Here is a 19,388-nt window from a genome sequence, read left to right on the forward strand (position 1 = left end):
TTAGCCGTCTTTCAGAGACTTATCGATACTGCTATGGGAAGAGGAAGCCATATCCATGATGCCAAACTCGCCATAACCAATCTCGCTGTGCTCAAAGGGATCCAGACCCTGAGCTTCGACCTCTTCAGAAGAACGAATACCTACAGTCGCTTGCAGGAGCTTAATGATGATAAAGGTACCAACGGCCGCGATCGCATAAGCAATTAATACCGCCGCAATTTGTTTGAACAACTGGCCAGGATTGCCATAGAACAGACCATCAGCACCCGCCGCATTCACCGTTGTGGTCGCAAACAGACCCGTGAGGATAGCCCCAATAGTTCCGCCCACACCATGAACTGGGAACGTATCGAGGGCATCGTCAATGCCGAGCTTGTTCTTGATACGAATGGCATAGAAACAGCAGAAGGCCGTGATACCACCAATCAGCAGAGCCGCAACGGGGGTGACAAAACCAGCGGCCGGGGTAATCCCCACGAGACCTGCAACAGCACCAGTCGCCAGACCAACAGCAGTCGGCTTACCCATTAGAGACCATTCCATCAAAATCCACACAAGGCCAGCAGCAGCGGCCCCACAGTTGGTCGCGACAAAGGCAGCAGTCGCTAAGCCACCAGAAGCCAGGGCACTACCTGCGTTGAAACCAAACCACCCAAACCACAGTAGACCGGCACCCAACATGATGAAGGGCACGTTGTGAGGAGCAACCAGACGATTGGGGTAGATTCTACGGTTTTTCAGCATGATCGCTGCCACGAAAGCAGAAACTCCAGAGCTGATATGGACTACGGTGCCTCCTGCGAAGTCAAGGGCTCCGAAGCCACCATATAGGCCCATGAGCCCACCTTTGGCCCAAACCATGTGAGCTAAGGGACAGTAGATAAAGATAGACCAGAGCAACGTGAACAGGAAGTAAGCCCGAAACTTCATGCGCTCTACCAGCGCCCCCGAGATCAGCGCAGGCGTAATCATCGCGAACATGCCCTGATACATCATGAAGGCTTCATGGGGAATGGTAGGGGCGTAGGACACAACCGCCTCTGGCTGAGACCCCACCAGGTAATCGGTAGTTTCTAAGCCAACGCCATTCAGGAATAACCATTCCAACCCGCCAATAAAGGAAGTGCCTGGTGCAAAGGCCAGGCTGTATCCCCATAACACCCAGGTCACACCAACCAATAGCATCATCGTAAAGCTCATCATCAATGTATTAAGTACATTGAGGGAGCGAACAAAGCCACCATAGAAAAAAGCCAATCCTGGTGTCATCAATAACACCAGAGCCGCACAAATCAGCATGAAAGCTGTATCTGCAGAAACCTGAGCAGTTGCAGCGACTTCTAAGGGATCAGGAGTCTGCGCTAGCACTGCCTGGGGAAAAAGACCCAATGATAGAGTTAAACTGATAGCTGCAAGAGCTACGATTGAAAGCAACATGGGTAACGCTCTTTGAGTCGTGGTGCAGGCATGTCAATTTTGAACTGACTGGCAAATTTTGGCAGGCTGAGATGGAAGCCTTGCTAAACAAGAAATCCAGAGGCCGTAAGCAAGCTTCACCTTTACTCAGCACCCCTGATTATTCTGTGCACATCTTCAAATTTGCGAGCCAAGCCCTATTGGACATATATTTTCTGGCTTAGATTACATATAGACATTCACGCCAAAATGTATCAAATGTTGCAGTTTCAGTCAGATTTAACAATGTGTTACCTGAGATCCCATGCAGGTGAGGGATCTGGGTTTTGGGGCGATCGCCCTTGCTGAATCCCCAGCTATTAATCTCTCCAAAGCTTCTCGTATAACCAACTAGGTCATGTTTCAAACATGTGGATAGGGTGTGGTAACAGAGGCACAAAGTACCCCTGTTACCACACCCCATCCACATGCCCAGAACCCTACCAGCGCGTAGCACCATAAACCTTTCCGGTTTAGTGAGGTAAGAAGAATAGATATGAAACTTTGTCCCACATCCATCTCTTATGCCTCCTGAACTAAAAAATCCTATACAGCACTTTTCAAGCCTATGAGGTACAAGCTATTTTTGTAGGAGCCTCGCTCCGCGAGGGTCCTACAAAAATAGCTGCATTTTATTCAAGCGCAAAGCGCTGTAACTCTTAAGAAATTGTTTAAAAGGCAGAAACTAATAAGTGTTTAAAAGACTCGATCTTTCCTGCTAAAAAGACATGAAAACTCAATGTTTTGAAACGAATTCTAAAGCAAACAGCCTCAATTCAAGATTATAAGCAAGCTCTCATTCTTTAGACAGATTTTGTAACCCAAGAGGTGGAGTTACTCTCCAAACAGAGCCTCCCAGGGAACGTACTGAAGCACTGGCAGTATTACCTAATGCATGCCAACTCGTACGTTCATCTTTGCTGGGAGCTTACTGCACCCCCACCGTAAGAAGCTGTGTTTGAGTATCTTCCTCCCCTTAATGAACACAATCTGCCCTATCCTGACACCATTCATCCCATCGTGGTGCATTTTGTCATTGCGATGGTGTTATTTGCAGTGTTCTGTGATTTAGTTGGATATTTCACCAAGAATTCTCGGCTTTATGAAGTGAGCTGGTGGAATTTATCTTTTGCAACGGTTTCGATCTTTATTGCAGTTATCTTCGGGCAAATTGAAGCGGGTTTGGCAGAACCTTATGGTTCCGCAGTTTCTACCCTCAACTTACATACCTTATTAGGCTGGTCATTATCTGGTTTTTTAGCCGCCGTTACAGGATGGCGCTACGTTATCCGCACTCAGGAAAAGCAACAGCTTCCCATTCCATATTTAGTCGTTAGTGTGGGCCTGGTAGGTGCAGTACTATTTCAAACCTACTTGGGCGATCTGTTGGTATGGGTATACGGTCTGCATAGTACGCCGGTCGTGGAAGCCACACGTTCGGGAGGGCTGTCATGAATCCTGATTTGCTGGAACAGTGGAGAAACATATTGGGGCCTAATGGATTACCCTACATCTTCCCGATCCACCCAAACTTAGTGCATTTGACCCTGGGGTTATTTATTGCAGCGATCGCCTTCGACATTGTCGGTGTGCTCTACCCTGTCGATAAAGCTGTTTTCAAATACCTGGCCATCCCTGTCTCTCGCTCTGCATTGTTTGACGTGGGCTGGTATAACCTGGTAGCCGCTTCTGTCATCACCTTCTTCACGGTTGCGACTGGCTTCTTCGAAATTATTCTGGCGGCTCCCCTGGCCGATGTGAAAAGCCCCTGGGGTATGGGAGCGCTGCAAACCATGATCGGGCACGGCGTCGGTGGAGTCATTATTCTCACACTGATTGTCGGTATGACGGTCTGGCGAGGCTTCCAGCGCTTTCGCTGGCGTCGAGATATGGCCCGCCAAGTGCAATGGAGCTACCTTGGGGCGGGATTGATTGTTTTCCTCCTGATGTTCCTCCAGGGCACGCTAGGTGCGCACCTGGGCACAGAATTCGGCATTCATATCACAGCTGATCAACTGCTGCATCTGGGGGAAAACCCAGCCGAGAAGCTTTAGATCAATAGGCAGGGGAGCTTCTGCATACTGGCCCTCTTCCAAGCAATTCAGCTAACCTCCTTAAACCTCTTCCCCCGCTCCTCACATATCCATCCCCTCACCCACCTACTCTCATATGATGAAACTCCGCGCAGCCATCATCATGACGCTCTACGCCATCTTCGCGGCCTTTGTTAGCTTCTGGATGGCGAAGCAGTCCTATTCCTGGTTTCCTCCCGAGGCTGCTTCCGAGTCGAAGCTGGTTGATGACTTGTTCAGCCTGTTCACCGGATTAGGCACGTTCATTTATCTGGGGGTAATTGGGCCGTTCTTCTACTCCCTCATTTTTCACCGGGCCGAAAAGTACGACATGAGCGATGGCCCACCCATCGAAGGCAATACTGCGCTGGAAGTGATTTGGACAGCTATCCCCATCGTGCTGGTGTTAACCCTGTCCTGGGTGAGCTATCAAACTTACGAAAAAATGGCGATCCGGGGACCCATGGAACTGGTGCACTTGCATACGCCTTCCCTGATTCCTGCCGCCTACGCAGACCCCTTCGACAGCTCGCCTCAGAAAGAAATTCAGAGCGCAGCGGAAAAGCCTATAGAGAACATTGAGGTGCTGGCGCGACAGTGGGCCTGGGTGTTCCGCTATCCCGAAGCCGATATCACCAGCACCGAGTTGCACTTGCCGATCGATCGTCGCATCCACTTCACGCTGCATAGCGAGGATGTGCTGCATGGGTTCTACATTCCAGCATTCCGTTTGAAGCAGGATGTGGTTCCTAATCACGATATTGAAATGGAACTCACCCCTACCCGCGCGGGTACCTATCGCCTGCGAGACTCTATGTTTAGCGGCACCTACTTTGCTGCGAACCAGGCTGATGTCGTTGTGCAACCCCTTGAGGAATATGAGCAGTGGTTGGCTGATGCGGCAAGCCGGGAATTGACAACGGCTTACAACCCGGCGATCGCCGAATACACCCGCAGAAGTGCGATCGTCAAAGGCTGGGACAGCATTGCCCCCGCTCCACCTCCTGAGGTGAACTACGCGCCACCAACGAAGCAACCTACAAGCCCACCTGCGTAGAAGGCAATTTATCTTTAACCAGTCACTCATCGACCCATTCAACCATCCACCCCTATCCCCATGACCACCATTTCCCCAGAATCCCCTGAAATTACCCGTGGCCAGCCGTATCCTGGCGCACCGGATAACTGGCGGCGGTTCTTTACTTTCAGTACCGACCACAAAGTTATTGGCATTCAATACATCGTCACCTCCTTTTTCTTTTTTCTAGTAGGTGGGATTGAAGCCATGATCATGCGCGGGGAGTTGATTACTCCGGATGCGGATCTGGTCGATCGCACCGTCTACAATGCTCTGTTCACCATGCATGGCTCGATCATGCTGTTTTTGTGGACCTTTCCTGTGCTGGTCGGCCTGGGGAATTATCTGGTGCCCCTGATGATTGGGGCACGAGACATGGCCTTTCCCCGGTTGAATGCGGTGTCTTTCTGGATGATTCCCGTCGTGGGAATTCTGATGCTCGGCAGTTATTTAGTACCGGGCGGGCCGTCTCAATCGGGGTGGTGGGCCTATCCTCCGGTCAGTTTGCAGACACCCACAGGAAGCTGGTTTAACGGCCAATTTCTCTGGATTCTGGCGGTGGCGATCTCCGGGGTATCGTCCATTATGGGGGCGGTAAATTTCGTCACGACCATTGTGCGAATGCGGGCACCGGGGATGACCTGGTTTCGGACTCCAGCCTTTGTCTGGGCGGTGATGTCGGCGCAGTTAATCCAGCTCTATGGGTTGCCCGCTCTGACGGGCGGAGCCATTATGCTGCTGCTGGACTTAACCATTGGCACCAGTTTCTTTGCACCTGAGCGAGGTGGTAATCCTGTCCTCTACCAGCATTTCTTCTGGTTTTATTCTCACCCGGCTGTGTACGTGATGGTGTTGCCAGCTTTCGGTATCTTTTCCGAAGTGCTGCCCGTCCATGCTCGTAAGCCGCTGTTTGGTTATCGCATTATTGCGGCCTCGTCCCTACTGATCACCATTATCAGCGGGACTGTGTGGGTGCATCACATGTTTGCCAGTGCCACACCCGGCTGGATGCGGATGTTTTTCATGGTGACGACCATGCTGGTAGGGGTGCCCAGCGGTATCAAAGTATTTGGTTGGGTCGCAACGGTTTGGGGTGGCAAAATTCGCTTCACTACCCCGATGCTATTCGCGCTGGGGGGCATCACAAACTGGTTATTCGCTGGAATTACAGGAATCTTTCTGGGTTCAGTGCCCATTGATATTCACGTCAACAACACGTACTTCGTCGTAGGGCATTTCCATTACGTGTTGTATGGGGCGATCGTCATGGCGATCTATGCAGCGCTCTATCACTGGTTCCCGAAAATCACGGGCCGGATGTATTACGAAGGATTAGGCAAACTCCACTTTGTGTTGACCTTTGCGGGTACCTTCCTGGCGTTTCTGCCCATGCACGAAGCGGGCCTCTTGGGAATGCCGCGCCGTGTGGCCTCCTACGACCCCGAATTTGCCTACTGGAATGTGCTAGCTAGCCTGGGTGGTTTCCTATTGGGCATGTCTACCTTGCCGTTCATCCTCAACATGGTGAGTTCCTGGATTCGTGGCCCTCAGGCGGGGGATAACCCCTGGCGGGCGTACGGCCTGGAATGGATGGTTTCCTCACCGCCCCCCGTTGAAAACTTTGAAGAGATCCCAACGGTTATTTCTGGCCCCTACGGTTACGGCAAGGATCAACCTTTGGTGGCGGGTCAAGAACCAGTCGCACAAACTTCGTAGGATGGATAGACACAACTATGACTACTGAAAGAGCGATCGCCCAAGACGTCGAATCCGATGTCCGCCACACGCAGGAGCATGACGAGGCCGGCAACAGTAAGTTTGGCTTCATTGTCTTCCTGCTATCTGAAAGTGTGATTTTCATTAGCTTCTTTGTCGGCTATATCGTCTACAAAACGACAACAGTGGGGGATTGGTATCCCCCTGGCGTGACGGGTTTGGAAACCCATGAGCCGACGATCAACACCATCATTCTGGTATCGAGTAGCTTTGTCATCTACGTGGCAGAGCGCTACTTGCACGATGGCAAGTTATGGGGCTTTCGCACATTTCTCATCGCCACCATGGCGATGGGTGCCTACTTCCTTTACGGTCAGGCAGTGGAGTGGAGTCATTTGCCGTTCACCGTGCAATCTGGTTTATTTGGCGGATCGTTCTATTTGTTGACCGGATTCCATGGTTTACACGTACTCACTGGCATTCTTTTACAGGGATTGATGTTGGGGCGATCGCTCTACCCCCACAATTACGACAACGGTTATTTTGGCGTTGAAGCTACGTCGTTGTTCTGGCATTTCGTTGATGTCATTTGGATTATTTTGTTTGTTCTGATCTACGTCTGGCAGTAAGCGAGAGAGGATATATTCCTATGATCATCGACGACCAACACTATGACGTCATCATCATTGGCAGCGGAGCCGGTGGCGGCACCCTGGCTCGGAAACTTGCGCCTACTGGCAAAAAGATTTTGATCCTGGAACGGGGCGATTTTCTGGAGCGGGAAAGCTCGCAGCTGATTGATACCGAAGTTTTTAAGAAAGAACAATTTCACGGGCCGGAAGCGTGGCACGATCGCACTGGAGAACCCTTCTATCCTCAGACCCGCTACTGCGTGGGGGGGAATACAAAGATCTGGAGCGGGGTGCTATTGAGGATGCGCGATCGCGACTTTGAAACAGTGCAGCACCAAGATGGCCTATCACCCGAATGGCCTCTCAAGTATTCGGACTTCGAACCCTACTACACAGAAGCAGAACAGCTTTATCAAGTTCACGGTCGAATCGGGGATGATCCGACCGAGCCGCCCCACAGTTCAGGCTATCCTGAACCTGAAGTAGCCCATGAACCCGATATTCAAACGGTTTTTGATACGCTCTCCAAACAAGGGTTGCATCCCGCCTATTTGCCCTTAGGTTTAGGCGATCAGGGCCGAACGGATTCTGAAGATACAGGAGTCTCTCCAGCCTTAAAGCATGAGAATGTCACGCTGAAAACCGGAGCTCAAGTCATTTCTCTGCATACCAATCCCTCAGGCTCCGAGATTCGGGGTGTTCAGGTCAAGATTGGGCACCATTCCTACCTGTTCTCCGGGCACATCATCGTTTTGGCCTGTGGTGCTGTGAACTCGGCGGCCTTACTGTTACGTTCGGCCAACGAGAAGCACCCGAATGGAATTGCGAACCGTTCTGATTTGGTCGGGCGGAACCTGATGAAGCAATTGCTATCTGTGGTGGTGCAGTTGACCGCTTCATCTCATTCTGGCCTGTTTCCCCGGACAGTGGGTCTCAACGACTTCTACTGGGGTGATAAAGATTTTCCGTATCCCATGGGCCACGTGCAGAATTCAGGGGGTATTTTTCAGGATGTCATTTTTTCGGAAGCCCCTCCCATCTTCTCGGCCCTGGCCCGCGCGATTCCCAACTTTGGTCTGCGCCAGTTAGCAACCCGCTCTATTGGTTGGTGGCTGCAAACGGAGGATTTGCCCAACCCCAACAACCGCGTCTGGTTCTTCGGTGACAAGCTGCGGGTAGACTATGAGCCCAACAATGAGGAAGCCCACGATCGCCTTGTATACCGCTGGGTGGATATCTTGAGACAAGTGGAAACTGCCCAACCCCAACTCTTTAATCGCAGCACTCACCCTCGTAGCGATATGCCCATACCTATCGTCGCTCACCAGTGCGGTACCTGCCGCTTTGGTGAAGATCCAGCAAAATCAGTCCTGGATTTAAACTGCCGTACCCATGAAGTGGACAACCTTTATGTGGTCGATAGCAGCTTCTTCCCATCCAACACAGCCGTGAGCCCAGGGCTCACCGTGATGGCGAACGCACTGCGGGTAGGTGAACATTTAATCCAGCGTTTAGCCTGATATAGCGATTAAATCCAGTAGATGGGAGAGGCGTAGCGCTGAAGTACAGCAACGGCGGTGTGAGACACTTCGTGCCCCACACCGCTGTACTTAATCAACGTACACAGCGCTATAACGACATGAATAATTTTGAGGAGCGAACCGAATGGAGGAGGTTGCTGCTAGGATGTAGGACACCAAAGGGTGTCTCTTTCGAGAAATTTCCTGGAAATTTCAGCAGTCAAGCGCCATAATTTGGGAGTCAAATCCCACTGTTCGATTCCTTTGAAGCAATAGCTCACGCGAGTTGGTGATACCTATGTCTCACGAGGTCAACACCCAGAAACCCATCCTGGATCCTTCCGCCATGGCCGTGGTAGACCCTCTACAGGCTCAATTTCTAGAGCCCATACCCGAAGCCGATACGGTGATGGATGAATCCGCCGATGCGGTGATGGATGACGTATTTGAAGACGTAGAGCGGATCTTGCGGGAAGGTAGCCTCCCCCATGATGTAGCCCCGCCACCGCCACCAAAACCCAGCAATCCGCTGTCGTCTCTAGCCAATAATTTAATTCCCTCATTGCTGGTCGCCAAACCTGCTCCGCCTGAAGAAACCGCAATCCAGGAGTTGGAAGACCTGGATGTAGATGACCTGGCTGCGATCGCCACCGAAGGAGGCGACCTCGCGACCCTGGAGCCCTCCACGGCAGAACCGAAAGTTACCCAAAAGTCTTTTGATCAACTGCTGTTAACCCTGGCTAGCATCTCAGTGCTGTTGACCGGGGGGTTGTGGTTAGTGGCGCAGATTTTCTGGAAGGAGTCTCCCAGGGTCGTATCGACAACCCCTGTGCAGGCCGCAGCCACAGCGACGGTATCCGAGGGCGATCGCGAGTTTTTGACTTATATGTCGCGATCGCTGGATGTGATCAATCGCAAAGCCGACCTGGCGAAGGAAAACGCGACCGTTGCGTCGAACAGCCCCAGCGCCCTACCTGATGTGGCAGTGGCCGGTGGTAACACGACACCCACACCTCCGACCGTATTAGATCGTGTTTACGTTCCGGTGTATCAGAACCCTCCAGGGAATTCGCCGGCTGCGGTGACGCCGTCTGTTTCTCCTCCCCCGCAAAGGGTGACGGTTGCCCCCATCGCCCCGACAGCTCCAACGGCTCCAGTGGCGGCCCCATCGGTTGTAGCAGCGGCTCCAACAGCTCCCAGCCCCAGCAGCAGTGCGGTACCCAACATTGCAGGGGCTCCCAGCCATTCGCTGGTGGGCGTGTTGAATTTGGGCGATCGCTCAGCCGCTCTCTTCACCATTAACGGCACGACCCAACGCATTGGCCTGGGAGAAATGATCGGGACGAGTGGATGGAGTCTGGTTTCCGTGAATGGGCAAGAGGCAATTATCCGCCGAAATGGGGAAGTGCGATCGGTCTACACTGGGCAACAGTTCTAATGGGGTAAGCTAGATTTTTAGTAGATTTTCTACGAAGAATCAGACTTTCCAGAGACGATACCACCGCGAGGAAACTCTATGGGCCTGTTTGAAGACTTCAGCACCTTTTTGGAGGAGCGCTTGGACGAGTTTCTGCGGGAGAATCCCCATCTGGAACTGGAAGCTCTGGAGGACAAGCTTCGTAGCCAGGAGGATGAAGTGATTCGTCTGCTGGCAGATTTGCGCTTGAAGGAAAGACAACTGCAAACGGAAATCCTCAACACAGCCCAGGAAGTGCAGCGCTGGCATGAGCGTGTAGAAAAAGCGCGTAATGCTAATCGGGTTGACCTGCTTAAACCTGCTGAGGAACGAGAAGCCGCCCTTCTGCGCCAGGGTAATCAATTCTGGGGCCGAATGGAGGGTGTTAAGCAGCGTATTCAGCAGGCTATTGAGCTTCAGAAGCAAATCCAGGTCAAGCGCCAAGAGATCAAAACCAAGGTAGCAGAGGCCTATGCCAACCGCTCAACTCAAGCGTTCCAGCAGTCTGAGCAACAATGGCAAACTATCGGATGGAATCAAGGGTTCTCCCCCTCACCCAGCAGTGCCGATCCTCTCGAGCAAGCTTTCCAGAAGTGGGAAACTGACGACGAATTAGAGGAACTGAAACGCAAGATGAAGTAAATAGGGCCTCGGTCTTTAAGTTTTGCCTATGCCTATTGTTGTACGCGTGGAACACAAGAAAGCCCTTAACGCGAACGTAGATCGTGTAGGCCGAACCTTAATAGCAGACAAAAAAATAAAACTAACCTGAGTTCGGGTTAAGGGCTTTTGAGCTTATCCCGAATTGAGGTTAAAACTACCTCCAAAACCCAATTTTTTTGTTATTGGAGCTTCGCCCCAACAACGAAAAATTTGAGTTTTATAGCAATGTGTAAGTGCGTTAAGTACGGTGGTGTGGGGCACTTCGTGCCCCACACCACCGTACTTAATCAACCCGCACAGCGCTATAGAGGTTTTGTTCTTTAGTAAGCGGTTAAAGAAGTTCGATAAAAAAGCTGTACTCCAAAGCAAAGTACAGCGGTCTGGACGTAACCCTATGGAGATAAGAAGGACAAAGACTTAAGGAATAGGGGATTCTGCTGGAGGTACGACAGGAGACTCATCAGGATCGACATCATTCGCTTCGCAGGCTCCCAGAATGGCAACCAGGCCTACAGCCATGAGTAAACCAATGAGCTTCTTCATACAAGGAACCCCTATACTGACATCTTTTAAGGCAATTCTAAAGCCGCGTCAAAATCATCACATACTACTTGAGTCAGACCCATTGCCATCTTTTGGCATACAGTCACTGTTCCAAAACTTTCAATTTGTGTTGTGGGTGGGGTGCTTCGCACCCCACCCACAACACAAATTGAAAGTTTTGACACTTTGTAATCCACAAAACCTAAGCTCGGGTTAAGGCCTTTTTGATGTGCGATCTCCGCACACCAAAAAAGGCAGTTAAGCTTATTTCGAATTGGGGTCACAAATCCGAGTTTGCTATTCCTGATATCCTATTTAATGCGGTAAGAGTTATCAGGGATTGAGATAAGGCATTCTCATCAGTGCTTCATAGCCAGGGTAATGCCATCAGAAACAGGCAACATGCAAACCGTCACACGATTATCCTGATACAGTTTTTGGTTGAAGGTGCGAATTGCCTCAGTGCTAGGTTCATGGTTACTGGGCTCGATGACTTGACCTGACCAGAGGACATTATCCACAGCAATTACCCCACCCGATCGCACGAGCTGAATCGATCGCTCAAAGTAATTCCAATAATTCAGCTTATCGGCATCAATAAAGACAAAGTCAAAGGTGCCAGCGGCTCCCTCGGCTAGAAGGGTATCCAGAGTGTCGAGGGCAGGCGCAATACGCAGGTCGATTTTATGGGAAACGTTTGCTTTTTCCCAGTAGCGACGGGCGATCGCCGTAAACTCCTCACTCACATCACAAGCAATCAGCTGACCATCGTCCGGCAGAGCCAGGGCTACCGATAGAGAGCTGTACCCTGTAAATACGCCAATTTCCAAGGCTTTGCGAACCCCTAACAACCGCACTAAAAACCCAAGGAACTGCCCCTCGTCAGGCGTCACCTGCATCATCTGCTGAGGATGCTGTGCCGTCTCCTGCCGCAACTGCTGCAAAACATCCGCCTCCTTTAAGGAAACGGAGAGGAGATATTCATGAAGTTCCGAACTGAGCCCTAAAGATTTATTTGCCATAACAGTAAGGGATTAGGCCATCGTTTACTGTTGAGGTTACAGCATCCTCAGTCAGCTACTCACATCTTGCAACTTTCTAAAACCGAACCCAGAACCATTATTTTTTCATTGCTTCGCGACAAAAAACAATGGTTCTGGGTTCGGTACAAAATCTGAGTTTAGAGTATTGATAATCCCGTTGCCCCTATGAATTATGGCTGTCATTTATGATCTTGAACACATCACGACGTATCGCTATGCCAATCCAGTAACCTTTGGTGAACACCGTGCTATTTTTCTGCCAAGTTTAGGTTACGCGGGACGAACGTTAAGCTATTCCCTGGAAACGAATATTCCTGCCAAAACCCGGTGGTTAATGGATACGTTGTCTAACAATGTAGCCGTGCTGGAATTTAGCGAACCTGCCACAGAATTGCAGGTTACCTGCCGAGTTCGAGGAGAGCACCATGGGATTCGGGCGATCGACGACTTCCCTCTCGAAACCCGTGCCGAAGAAGTACCCGTTCAATACACCCCTGATGAATGGGTGGATCTCTCGGCATTCATGCGTCCCCATGCTGAAGACCCGGATGGTAGCTTGGCCGCCTGGTCCAAAAGCTTCGTTGCAGGCGATCAAGACGATACCCTCGATGTCTTGCAACGCATGATGGACGCGATTAACGAAACCTTGACCTACCAGACCCGTGAGGTAGAGGGCACACAATCCCCTAGCGAAACGCTGCGGTTGAAATCAGGCACCTGCCGAGATTATGCCTGGCTGATGATTGAATCACTCCGACGCCTGGGTTTTGCCTGTCGCTTCGTTAGCGGCTATCTCTATGATGCTGCACTGGATGGTGGCGAGGTCGGGATGACCGGGTCAGGAGCAACCCATGCTTGGCTCCAGGTTTATCTTCCGGGGGCAGGATGGCGAGCCTATGACCCGACGAACCGTATTACCGCAGGCTATGACTTGATTCGTGTGGCGATCGCCCGCCATCCTGCTCAGGTCATTCCCCTGGCCGGCTCCTGGTTTGGCAATACCGAAGATTATCTGGGCATGGATGTGAAAGTAACCATTCGCAAACTAGGCACCATTCCCGATTTTGACGCACTTTAACGGGGGGGCATCCCACTTTTGTAAGTGAAGCGGGCGTTGCCCGCTTCACTTACAAAAGTGGGTTTCCAACGTTGCAAAAGTGGAATGCACCCCTTGAACGGGGTGTTTCGGAAGTAGAACTTACGGAACAACAACCTCTCAACATCGACGGGTATGGCCAATTAGCTTGACCTGTCATGATAGAACTATGAACACGTTGCATTGCCTCAACCCGCATTGTCAAACCGAGAACCCCGTCGGGGCAAATTTTTGCTATCGATGCGGTATGCCTTTTCTGTTGAGAGGGCGGTATCAGTGCGATCGCACCCTTGGCCAAGGTGGATTTGGGCGTACCTATTTGGTCAATGACACCTACCGGGGCAACACCATCGTTGTGGTTAAGCAGTTCATTCCCAATACCAGCCTGCGTAAGGGTGGTAGCAATTTAGAAAAAGCGCTCCGCCTGTTTGAGCAAGAATCTGAGCGGCTTTTACAGTTGGATCAGCACCCACAGATCCCCACGTTATTTGAGGCTTTTGAGGCAAATAACAGCCATTATTTGGTGCAGCAATTCATTGAAGGGCGAACGTTGGCCGACCTGCTCACGCGTCTAGGTAAACCCTTCGACGAGACGCAAATTCGATCGGTTTTGCTTAATTTGCTACCAGTTCTTCAGTTCATCCACAGCCAGAATATTATCCACCGAGACATCAAACCTGAAAATGTGATTCGGCGCAGCAGTGATAAACGCCTGGTGTTGATTGATTTTGGGGCTGCGAAGGCAGCGACTATTACACTGATGGGGGAAACAGGCACCACAATTGGTAGCACAGGGTATGCAGCCCCTGAACAAATTTATGGCAAAGCGGTTTTTGCCAGCGATCTCTATAGCTTGGGGGTGATGTGCCTGCATCTCCTGACCCAGGTCAAGCCTTCTGAACTGTATGACCCGATGGAGGGAATTTTGATCTGGCGGCAGTTTCTCGGTGGGCGTCAGATTAGCCCTGGGCTCGCTGCAGTGTTAGACAGAATGACTCAAAGCCTCGTGAAGGATCGTTATCCCTCAGCCCAGCATGCCCTGCGAGAATTACTGCAACATACGAAGACAACCCGGCAAAAAGCACCCTCGCTGGTGAAAGCCACTCCTGCGGCTCAATCACTACCAAATTCAGTCCCCGCCGGGAGGCTAGTACAAGCAGGCCGAGGGGAGCGATCGCCCACATTCCCCGCCGTTCAACCAAAAACCCCTGCATTTAATGTGAATCAGCTAGCCTCAGAGTGCGGGATCGATTACCAAAAACTGAAGGAATTGCTAGAAGCGGGAAAATGGAAAGAGGCAGACTGGGAAACCAACTGGCGCATGCTGCAAGCGGTCGGTCGCAAGGAAGACGACTTTGTTCGGCCCAAGGAGCTACAGAACTTTCCCTGTCAGGATTTGAGCACAATTGACGGACTTTGGACACACTACAGCCAGGGACGGTTTGGGTTTAGCGTACAGCGACAGATCTATTTGGATTGTGGCGGAATCCCGGACGGCCCCCCTCCGACGGATCACGATCATGCGGTCTGGCAGGCTTTTGGCGATCGTGTCGGCTGGCGACAACATGGGCAGTGGTTGGAATATTCGAAGCTAAGCCCCTCTCTGGCATTACCCTCAGGGTGTTTTCCGCTGGGGTTTTCCTGGGGTGGGTGGCCCGCAGGGTTCGCCTGTGTAGGGGGCATGTGGGCAACAAAGTTACTGCATTGCTGGGTGTTTTTGTTTGCGCGAATCGGGCGATGCAGTGTTCGTTAAATCGGCTTGCGCCCTTTGCTTTAACAATACGGAGTCACATCCTCCCCACAATCATCCGCTAAGTAGGATAGCGCTCTAAACCGCAGCCCTACCAGTTGCTCATAAAGAGGGTTGAGCTTACACATAGGGGGAATGTGAACAAGCTTGCGGCCAAAAAGCACCACATCCCGCTCAAAGGGACATTGGGGCGGAATCAGTTTGCACAGGAAGCGAGCCAGGCGGGGATCGTGGATTTCCAGTTCATCTAGCCACTGTTGCACAGGCTTTAAAACTGGGCGGTAGTGATGTTCATCGGCATCCGCTGAAAAGGAAGCGACAGAAGTTGCCGTAGCAGTTTTTGCCGGGTAAAGGGTTGCCCGTAGGGATTCCAGAATGGTTTCGTCAAGTTGTAGTAGTGTGCAATATTGGTGCAGCAACACATCCTCGGGCTCAGAATACACCCCATCCACGATCGCCACCATCACAGCAGTTCGTAGAAAGTTTTCGGCCATCGTCCGATCCTGCCCAATGACAGCAGCTACTTCCTGAGGGGAAAGGGTAGTGGCTGAGTCAAGGGTAACTTTCGGGGCTGGCTCCAGCTCATTGAGGCTTGTGATCAGGTCTTGTTCTTCAGGATCAAAATGACCATCGGCCCAGGCGATCGCCAGCAGCCCTTGTAACCAGACGGCGATCTGCTCTTGAGTGTAGAGAGATTTAACAGTGCCAGTCATAAACATCATTCAATCAGCAGGTTGTAGAAACTCCTAACGGGAGTATGTTTCTTCAATCTTAACTAGCGCGAAGGAATAACCTTGTTCGGTTCTACACCCAAACCAAACTCAGCGTCCAGAAAATTCCCTCTTTATTAAGTTCACTTTCGTAGCACATGGGGAACTCCGACTACTCTAGAACGATTTTTCAGCTGTCATGGTTCGTACCTAAAGGGTAGAAAAATTATTTCTTTGAACTGATTGTTGAGCTCGTTTATTCAACAACCGCTTCGAAACCCTTGATTTTGTGTACAACGAACCTACAGAGAGCACGGAGCCTGAGAAGATCTGTCCAGAGTATTGCGAATACAAGGGCGTATTTTAAAGCTGATTGGAGGGGTTATTTTTTATGTGCTTTGCATACGAAAAAACAACTTCTAACCCCAATATTTCAGCACACCAATTGTGGCCGATAGGATGTGGCCGACGAAGCCCGCTACATTTCACCGGTCAAGGCCAGTATGGTCAGGTACTCGTTTGTTCTGACGAAAATGACTGTGAAGGCGGTGCGGATACCGTACACTAATGGGGATCTAAGAGGAGGTGCCTGTGTCGCTACAAGAATTGTTGCTGTTGTTAACCTCAATCTTGATTGGAGTAGCGGGCCAGTTTTTCCTGAAATTAGGGGCTCTGAAGTTAGGAAAAGCTGAAGTCAGTAACGCTGTGGAGCAAATTCTGAAAATTGCTACCACTCCTGAGCTGGTCACGGGACTGGCCTGTTACGGGCTGGCATCTATTGCTTACATTTTAGTTTTGACCCGAGTCAAGCTCAGCGTTGTAGGGCCTGCTGTTGCTCTAAGCTATGTGTTTTCAGTCTTACTGGGCTACTTCATCTTCAAAGAACCCCTACCGACCCTGCGTATCGTCGGATTGGGCTTCATCATGGCTGGGGTTGTTATGGTGATTTCTCCCAAGTAAACCAACCTCAATTCGAGACAAGCCCAAGTGTCCCTTTTGGCGGGCGCAAACTACACACCAAAAGGGACTTTTTCGAGGGACACACAAGGTGTGCCCAGCAATTCTCAGTATGGGCCTCAAAGCCAAGAGTTCACGCCCTACGGGCGTGAACTCTTGGCTTTGAGGCCCGAAAACCGCGCGCCTTCGGCGCGCGGTTTTCGGGCCTGATTTCAAAATGAGAATTGCTGAGGTGTGCCCCTCGAAAAAGCCTTAGCCCGAACTCAGGGTAAAACAAGCAGTAATCATTTCGATCAGGATTGAGGGCATAGAACCTAAAGCTTTATACCCTCAATCCTGATCGAAATTCTGTAAAAATCACCAGCAGGTCTAGCACATTCCCTACAATTTGGTGGTGAAATAGAAGCAGGGCAAGGAAAAAGCGGCTTCCCTTACCGCCGTTTTCGCCTGCTTCGCACACCGCAGGGCAGATGGGCATGGCACTGACGCGACGGGCATTTTTACAACGCACAGGCTGGGCGATCGCCACGTTGGGCCTCAGCCAGTCGAGTTTCTTTGCCCTGGGCGATCGCTATCAGCAAGCCCTGGCAGAACCTACCCGCCGTCAACGCGCCCTTCTGATTGGTATTAATCAATACCCCGAATCGGTATGCGACTTTGCTCCTATTAAAGGAACGGCCCTGGCCGGATGCATCACCGATGTGGAATTGCAACGAGAGCTGCTGATTCATCGGTTTGGTTTTGCAGCCACGGATATTCTCACCCTGACTGACGAAGCTGCCACCCGTCGGAGCATTGAAGATGCATTTCAGGCCCACCTGATGGCAGCGCAGCCCAACGAGCGGGTACTGTTTCACTTCAGTGGTTTGGGTAGCCAGGTGCGCTCCCTGGAAACCAACCTGACTTTTCAAACGCTCGTGCCCATTGATGGCACGTTGCCAACAGAAGACCATCCCACCTTCAATGATGTACGGTTGGCAACTCTGCGGGCGCTGTTGCGATCGCTTCCTACCCAGCAGGTCACGACCGTCATTGATGCAGCGTTTCTTCAACGCAGTACACCTTTGCAGGGTAATTTTCGAGTGCGATCGCGCCCCAGCACCCCCAGCGGTCGCCTCAACCCTGCTGAACAAGAACTTCAGGAGCAGCTGGCAAAAGCCGCCACCAAAACGATTAACCAAACCATTCCTGGCCTGTATCTAGGAGCAGCCGAAACCGGGCAACCCGCCCTGGAAGGCCAGTGGAGCGGCTTCAGCGCAGGCCTACTAACCTACGCCCTGACCCAATACCTGTGGGAAGCTACCCCACCGAAAACCATTCAAATTTTCTTTCCTTCCCTGGTCAGCCGTATCCACCAAACCGTTGACAACCTGCAAACTCCGGTACTGGAAGCGGGATCATCGGTGGAGAGCATTTATTCCCTCCCTCCTGCTTTACCCGAAAGCCAAGGGGCCGTGTGGGAACAGGGCACCGATGGTAGTGTCGAGGTGTGGTTAGGAGGAGTACCGCCCCGTGTGCTGGAGTGCTATGGAGAAGGCTCCGTTCTTCTAGCGGGAAGCGGAGAGCAAGCCGTACCCCTGGTGGGGCGATCGCGCACCGGGCTCCTTCTGAAAGCCGATGTTCTAGATCCCACCCCGATCAACACTCCGGAACTAGTCGGCCAACCAGTTCGAGAATCCATGCGGCTCATTTCCCGCAATCTGGGGCTGACCATTGCACTGGACCCATCCCTGGAGCGGATTGAACGCGTCGATGCCACCAGTGCCTTTGCGGCTGCCAAGGTAACGGTAGTCGCGGCTGGCGAGCAAACCGCCGACTTACTGTTTGGCAAGGTAAAAGCTACCACCCTGACGGCTTCCAGCGACATATCGGCGACCCCAGCTTTGCCCAAAAGTTATGGATTGTTTTATCCCCCCCGTTTAGCCGTACCGGGCACCATCGCCACCGCAGATGAAGCGGTCAAAACGGCTGTGACTCGGCTGACCGCCAAATTGCCCCGGCTGCTGGCGATGAAATACCTCAGCCTGACGGAAAATGCCACCACGTCTCGTCTGGCCCTGCGAGCAACGCTGGAACCGACGGAGACGAACTCACAGGCGATCGCCCAACTCAGTACCCCCTCTGCGGCGTCAGATAGGCCACCCTCGCTAGGGCTGGCACTCCCCACCGTGGCATCTGGCACGGCTCTGCAATGCCGCGTCCAAAACCTGGGCCAGGTTCCCCTCTACTTACTCTGGGTCACCCTGCCGCAGATGAACCGACCCCTGAGCATCGCCCTACTACCCGACACCGTAGCGGATGCACCGATGGTGGCGATCGCCCCCGGCACATCCCGTTCCCTTCCCATTACCCCTCTCAACAGCGGCCTGGTGGATCTATTCCTGATCGCCAGCCGCAACCCCTTCCCTCAAACCACAGCCCTTATTCAGAGCCAGCAGGAGACCGAAGGAAACAATACAGCCGTCCAAACCTCTCTGAGCCGAGTTCAAGCCATTCTGCAAGACCTCAGCAGCCCTCGTTCCCCTGAAGATGCTTATGCTCTGGATGTCAACCGCTGGGCCACCCTGCGGCTCCAGTATCGAGTCATTTAGACCTGTGGATGGGATGTGGTGAAAGGGCACTCCACATCCCTTTCATCACACTCATAAGTTCCGCTCTCATTCAAAGCAAAATATAGCGATATAGCGCTGTGCAAAT

Annotated in this window: 16 protein-coding genes; 12 read left to right on the top strand and 4 right to left on the bottom strand. The window is 51.8% G+C overall.

The genetic code is table 11. The features are described from left to right. Positions 1-1,437, bottom strand: coding sequence for an ammonium transporter (locus tag H6F91_RS14950; protein WP_190772927.1), 1,437 nt, complete (start codon positions 1,435-1,437; stop codon positions 1-3). A 972-nt stretch (positions 1,438-2,409) separates the two neighbouring features. Between H6F91_RS14950 and H6F91_RS14955 the strand changes: the two genes are divergently transcribed. From H6F91_RS14955 to H6F91_RS14990, 8 genes are all read left to right on the top strand, one after another. After that, positions 2,410-2,910, top strand: a complete 501-nt coding sequence (locus tag H6F91_RS14955; RefSeq protein ID WP_190772928.1) for a DUF2231 domain-containing protein — start codon at positions 2,410-2,412, stop codon at positions 2,908-2,910. Next, the gene (locus H6F91_RS14960; protein ID WP_190772929.1) at positions 2,907-3,509 is read left to right on the top strand and encodes a DUF2231 domain-containing protein; all 603 of its coding nucleotides are present in this window, start codon (positions 2,907-2,909) and stop codon (positions 3,507-3,509) included. Before H6F91_RS14955 ends, H6F91_RS14960 begins: the two co-directional genes overlap by 4 nt. A gap of 115 nt (positions 3,510-3,624) precedes the next feature. After that, on the top strand, positions 3,625-4,584 hold the full coding sequence (locus H6F91_RS14965; protein ID WP_190772930.1) for a cytochrome c oxidase subunit II: 960 nt from the start codon (positions 3,625-3,627) through the stop codon (positions 4,582-4,584). A gap of 60 nt (positions 4,585-4,644) precedes the next feature. Beyond that, the gene (locus H6F91_RS14970) at positions 4,645-6,321 is read left to right on the top strand and encodes a cbb3-type cytochrome c oxidase subunit I (protein ID WP_190772931.1); all 1,677 of its coding nucleotides are present in this window, start codon (positions 4,645-4,647) and stop codon (positions 6,319-6,321) included. Positions 6,322-6,338: 17 nt separating this feature from the next. Next, positions 6,339-6,950 carry a heme-copper oxidase subunit III gene (locus tag H6F91_RS14975; protein WP_190772932.1) on the top strand — a complete coding sequence of 204 codons (612 nt, stop codon included), beginning with the start codon at positions 6,339-6,341 and terminating at the stop codon, positions 6,948-6,950. 20 nt (positions 6,951-6,970) lie between these two features. Beyond that, entirely contained in the window at positions 6,971-8,473 is a 1,503-nt protein-coding gene (locus H6F91_RS14980) for a GMC family oxidoreductase (protein WP_190772933.1), read from the top strand. A gap of 298 nt (positions 8,474-8,771) precedes the next feature. Beyond that, positions 8,772-9,911: a hypothetical protein gene (locus H6F91_RS14985; protein ID WP_190772934.1), complete on the top strand. Its 1,140-nt coding sequence runs from the start codon at positions 8,772-8,774 to the stop codon at positions 9,909-9,911. Between the two features lie 78 nt (positions 9,912-9,989). Beyond that, complete coding sequence (locus H6F91_RS14990; RefSeq protein ID WP_190772935.1) at positions 9,990-10,571, top strand: TIGR04376 family protein; 582 nt, start codon at positions 9,990-9,992, stop codon at positions 10,569-10,571. 438 nt (positions 10,572-11,009) lie between these two features. On the opposite strand, the gene H6F91_RS28315 is transcribed toward H6F91_RS14990, so the two are convergent. After that, positions 11,010-11,135, bottom strand: coding sequence for a hypothetical protein (locus tag H6F91_RS28315; RefSeq protein WP_277874394.1), 126 nt, complete (start codon positions 11,133-11,135; stop codon positions 11,010-11,012). Positions 11,136-11,494: 359 nt separating this feature from the next. Then, the gene (locus tag H6F91_RS14995; protein WP_190772936.1) at positions 11,495-12,157 is read right to left on the bottom strand and encodes a class I SAM-dependent methyltransferase; all 663 of its coding nucleotides are present in this window, start codon (positions 12,155-12,157) and stop codon (positions 11,495-11,497) included. Positions 12,158-12,350: 193 nt separating this feature from the next. On the opposite strand from H6F91_RS14995, the gene H6F91_RS15000 reads away from it, so the two are divergent. Together H6F91_RS15000 and H6F91_RS15005 are read left to right on the top strand one after the other, a co-directional pair. After that, positions 12,351-13,256 carry a transglutaminase family protein gene (locus tag H6F91_RS15000; protein ID WP_190772937.1) on the top strand — a complete coding sequence of 302 codons (906 nt, stop codon included), beginning with the start codon at positions 12,351-12,353 and terminating at the stop codon, positions 13,254-13,256. Positions 13,257-13,521: 265 nt separating this feature from the next. After that, positions 13,522-15,027, top strand: coding sequence for a serine/threonine-protein kinase (locus H6F91_RS15005; protein WP_206754943.1), 1,506 nt, complete (start codon positions 13,522-13,524; stop codon positions 15,025-15,027). Between the two features lie 20 nt (positions 15,028-15,047). Here the strand turns inward: H6F91_RS15005 and H6F91_RS15010 are convergent, their stop codons facing one another. Beyond that, positions 15,048-15,737, bottom strand: coding sequence for a Mo-dependent nitrogenase C-terminal domain-containing protein (locus H6F91_RS15010; RefSeq protein ID WP_190772939.1), 690 nt, complete (start codon positions 15,735-15,737; stop codon positions 15,048-15,050). A 588-nt stretch (positions 15,738-16,325) separates the two neighbouring features. Here H6F91_RS15010 and H6F91_RS15015 point away from each other — a divergent pair. After that, positions 16,326-16,694 carry an EamA family transporter gene (locus H6F91_RS15015; RefSeq protein WP_190772940.1) on the top strand — a complete coding sequence of 123 codons (369 nt, stop codon included), beginning with the start codon at positions 16,326-16,328 and terminating at the stop codon, positions 16,692-16,694. A 473-nt stretch (positions 16,695-17,167) separates the two neighbouring features. Then, complete coding sequence (locus H6F91_RS15020) at positions 17,168-19,282, top strand: caspase family protein (protein ID WP_190772941.1); 2,115 nt, start codon at positions 17,168-17,170, stop codon at positions 19,280-19,282. The last annotated feature ends 106 nt before the right edge of the window (positions 19,283-19,388 follow it).

This window comes from Leptolyngbya sp. FACHB-8, from assembly GCF_014695575.1.
Lineage (GTDB): Bacteria > Cyanobacteriota > Cyanobacteriia > Elainellales > Elainellaceae > Vacuolonema.

Excerpts from the sequence above, each read along its gene's own strand:
- H6F91_RS14950 (WP_190772927.1), bottom strand. The coding sequence starts at position 1,437 with ATGTTGCTTTCAATCGTAGCTCTTGCAGCTATCAGTTTAACTCTATCA.
- H6F91_RS14960 (WP_190772929.1), top strand. The coding sequence starts at position 2,907 with ATGAATCCTGATTTGCTGGAACAGTGGAGAAACATATTGGGGCCTAAT.
- H6F91_RS14965 (WP_190772930.1), top strand. The coding sequence starts at position 3,625 with ATGATGAAACTCCGCGCAGCCATCATCATGACGCTCTACGCCATCTTC.
- H6F91_RS14970 (WP_190772931.1), top strand. The coding sequence starts at position 4,645 with ATGACCACCATTTCCCCAGAATCCCCTGAAATTACCCGTGGCCAGCCG.
- H6F91_RS14975 (WP_190772932.1), top strand. The coding sequence starts at position 6,339 with ATGACTACTGAAAGAGCGATCGCCCAAGACGTCGAATCCGATGTCCGC.
- H6F91_RS14980 (WP_190772933.1), top strand. The coding sequence starts at position 6,971 with ATGATCATCGACGACCAACACTATGACGTCATCATCATTGGCAGCGGA.
- H6F91_RS14985 (WP_190772934.1), top strand. The coding sequence starts at position 8,772 with ATGTCTCACGAGGTCAACACCCAGAAACCCATCCTGGATCCTTCCGCC.
- H6F91_RS14990 (WP_190772935.1), top strand. The coding sequence starts at position 9,990 with ATGGGCCTGTTTGAAGACTTCAGCACCTTTTTGGAGGAGCGCTTGGAC.
- H6F91_RS28315 (WP_277874394.1), bottom strand. The coding sequence starts at position 11,135 with ATGAAGAAGCTCATTGGTTTACTCATGGCTGTAGGCCTGGTTGCCATT.
- H6F91_RS14995 (WP_190772936.1), bottom strand. The coding sequence starts at position 12,157 with ATGGCAAATAAATCTTTAGGGCTCAGTTCGGAACTTCATGAATATCTC.
- H6F91_RS15000 (WP_190772937.1), top strand. The coding sequence starts at position 12,351 with ATGGCTGTCATTTATGATCTTGAACACATCACGACGTATCGCTATGCC.
- H6F91_RS15005 (WP_206754943.1), top strand. The coding sequence starts at position 13,522 with ATGCCTTTTCTGTTGAGAGGGCGGTATCAGTGCGATCGCACCCTTGGC.
- H6F91_RS15010 (WP_190772939.1), bottom strand. The coding sequence starts at position 15,737 with ATGACTGGCACTGTTAAATCTCTCTACACTCAAGAGCAGATCGCCGTC.
- H6F91_RS15020 (WP_190772941.1), top strand. The coding sequence starts at position 17,168 with ATGGCACTGACGCGACGGGCATTTTTACAACGCACAGGCTGGGCGATC.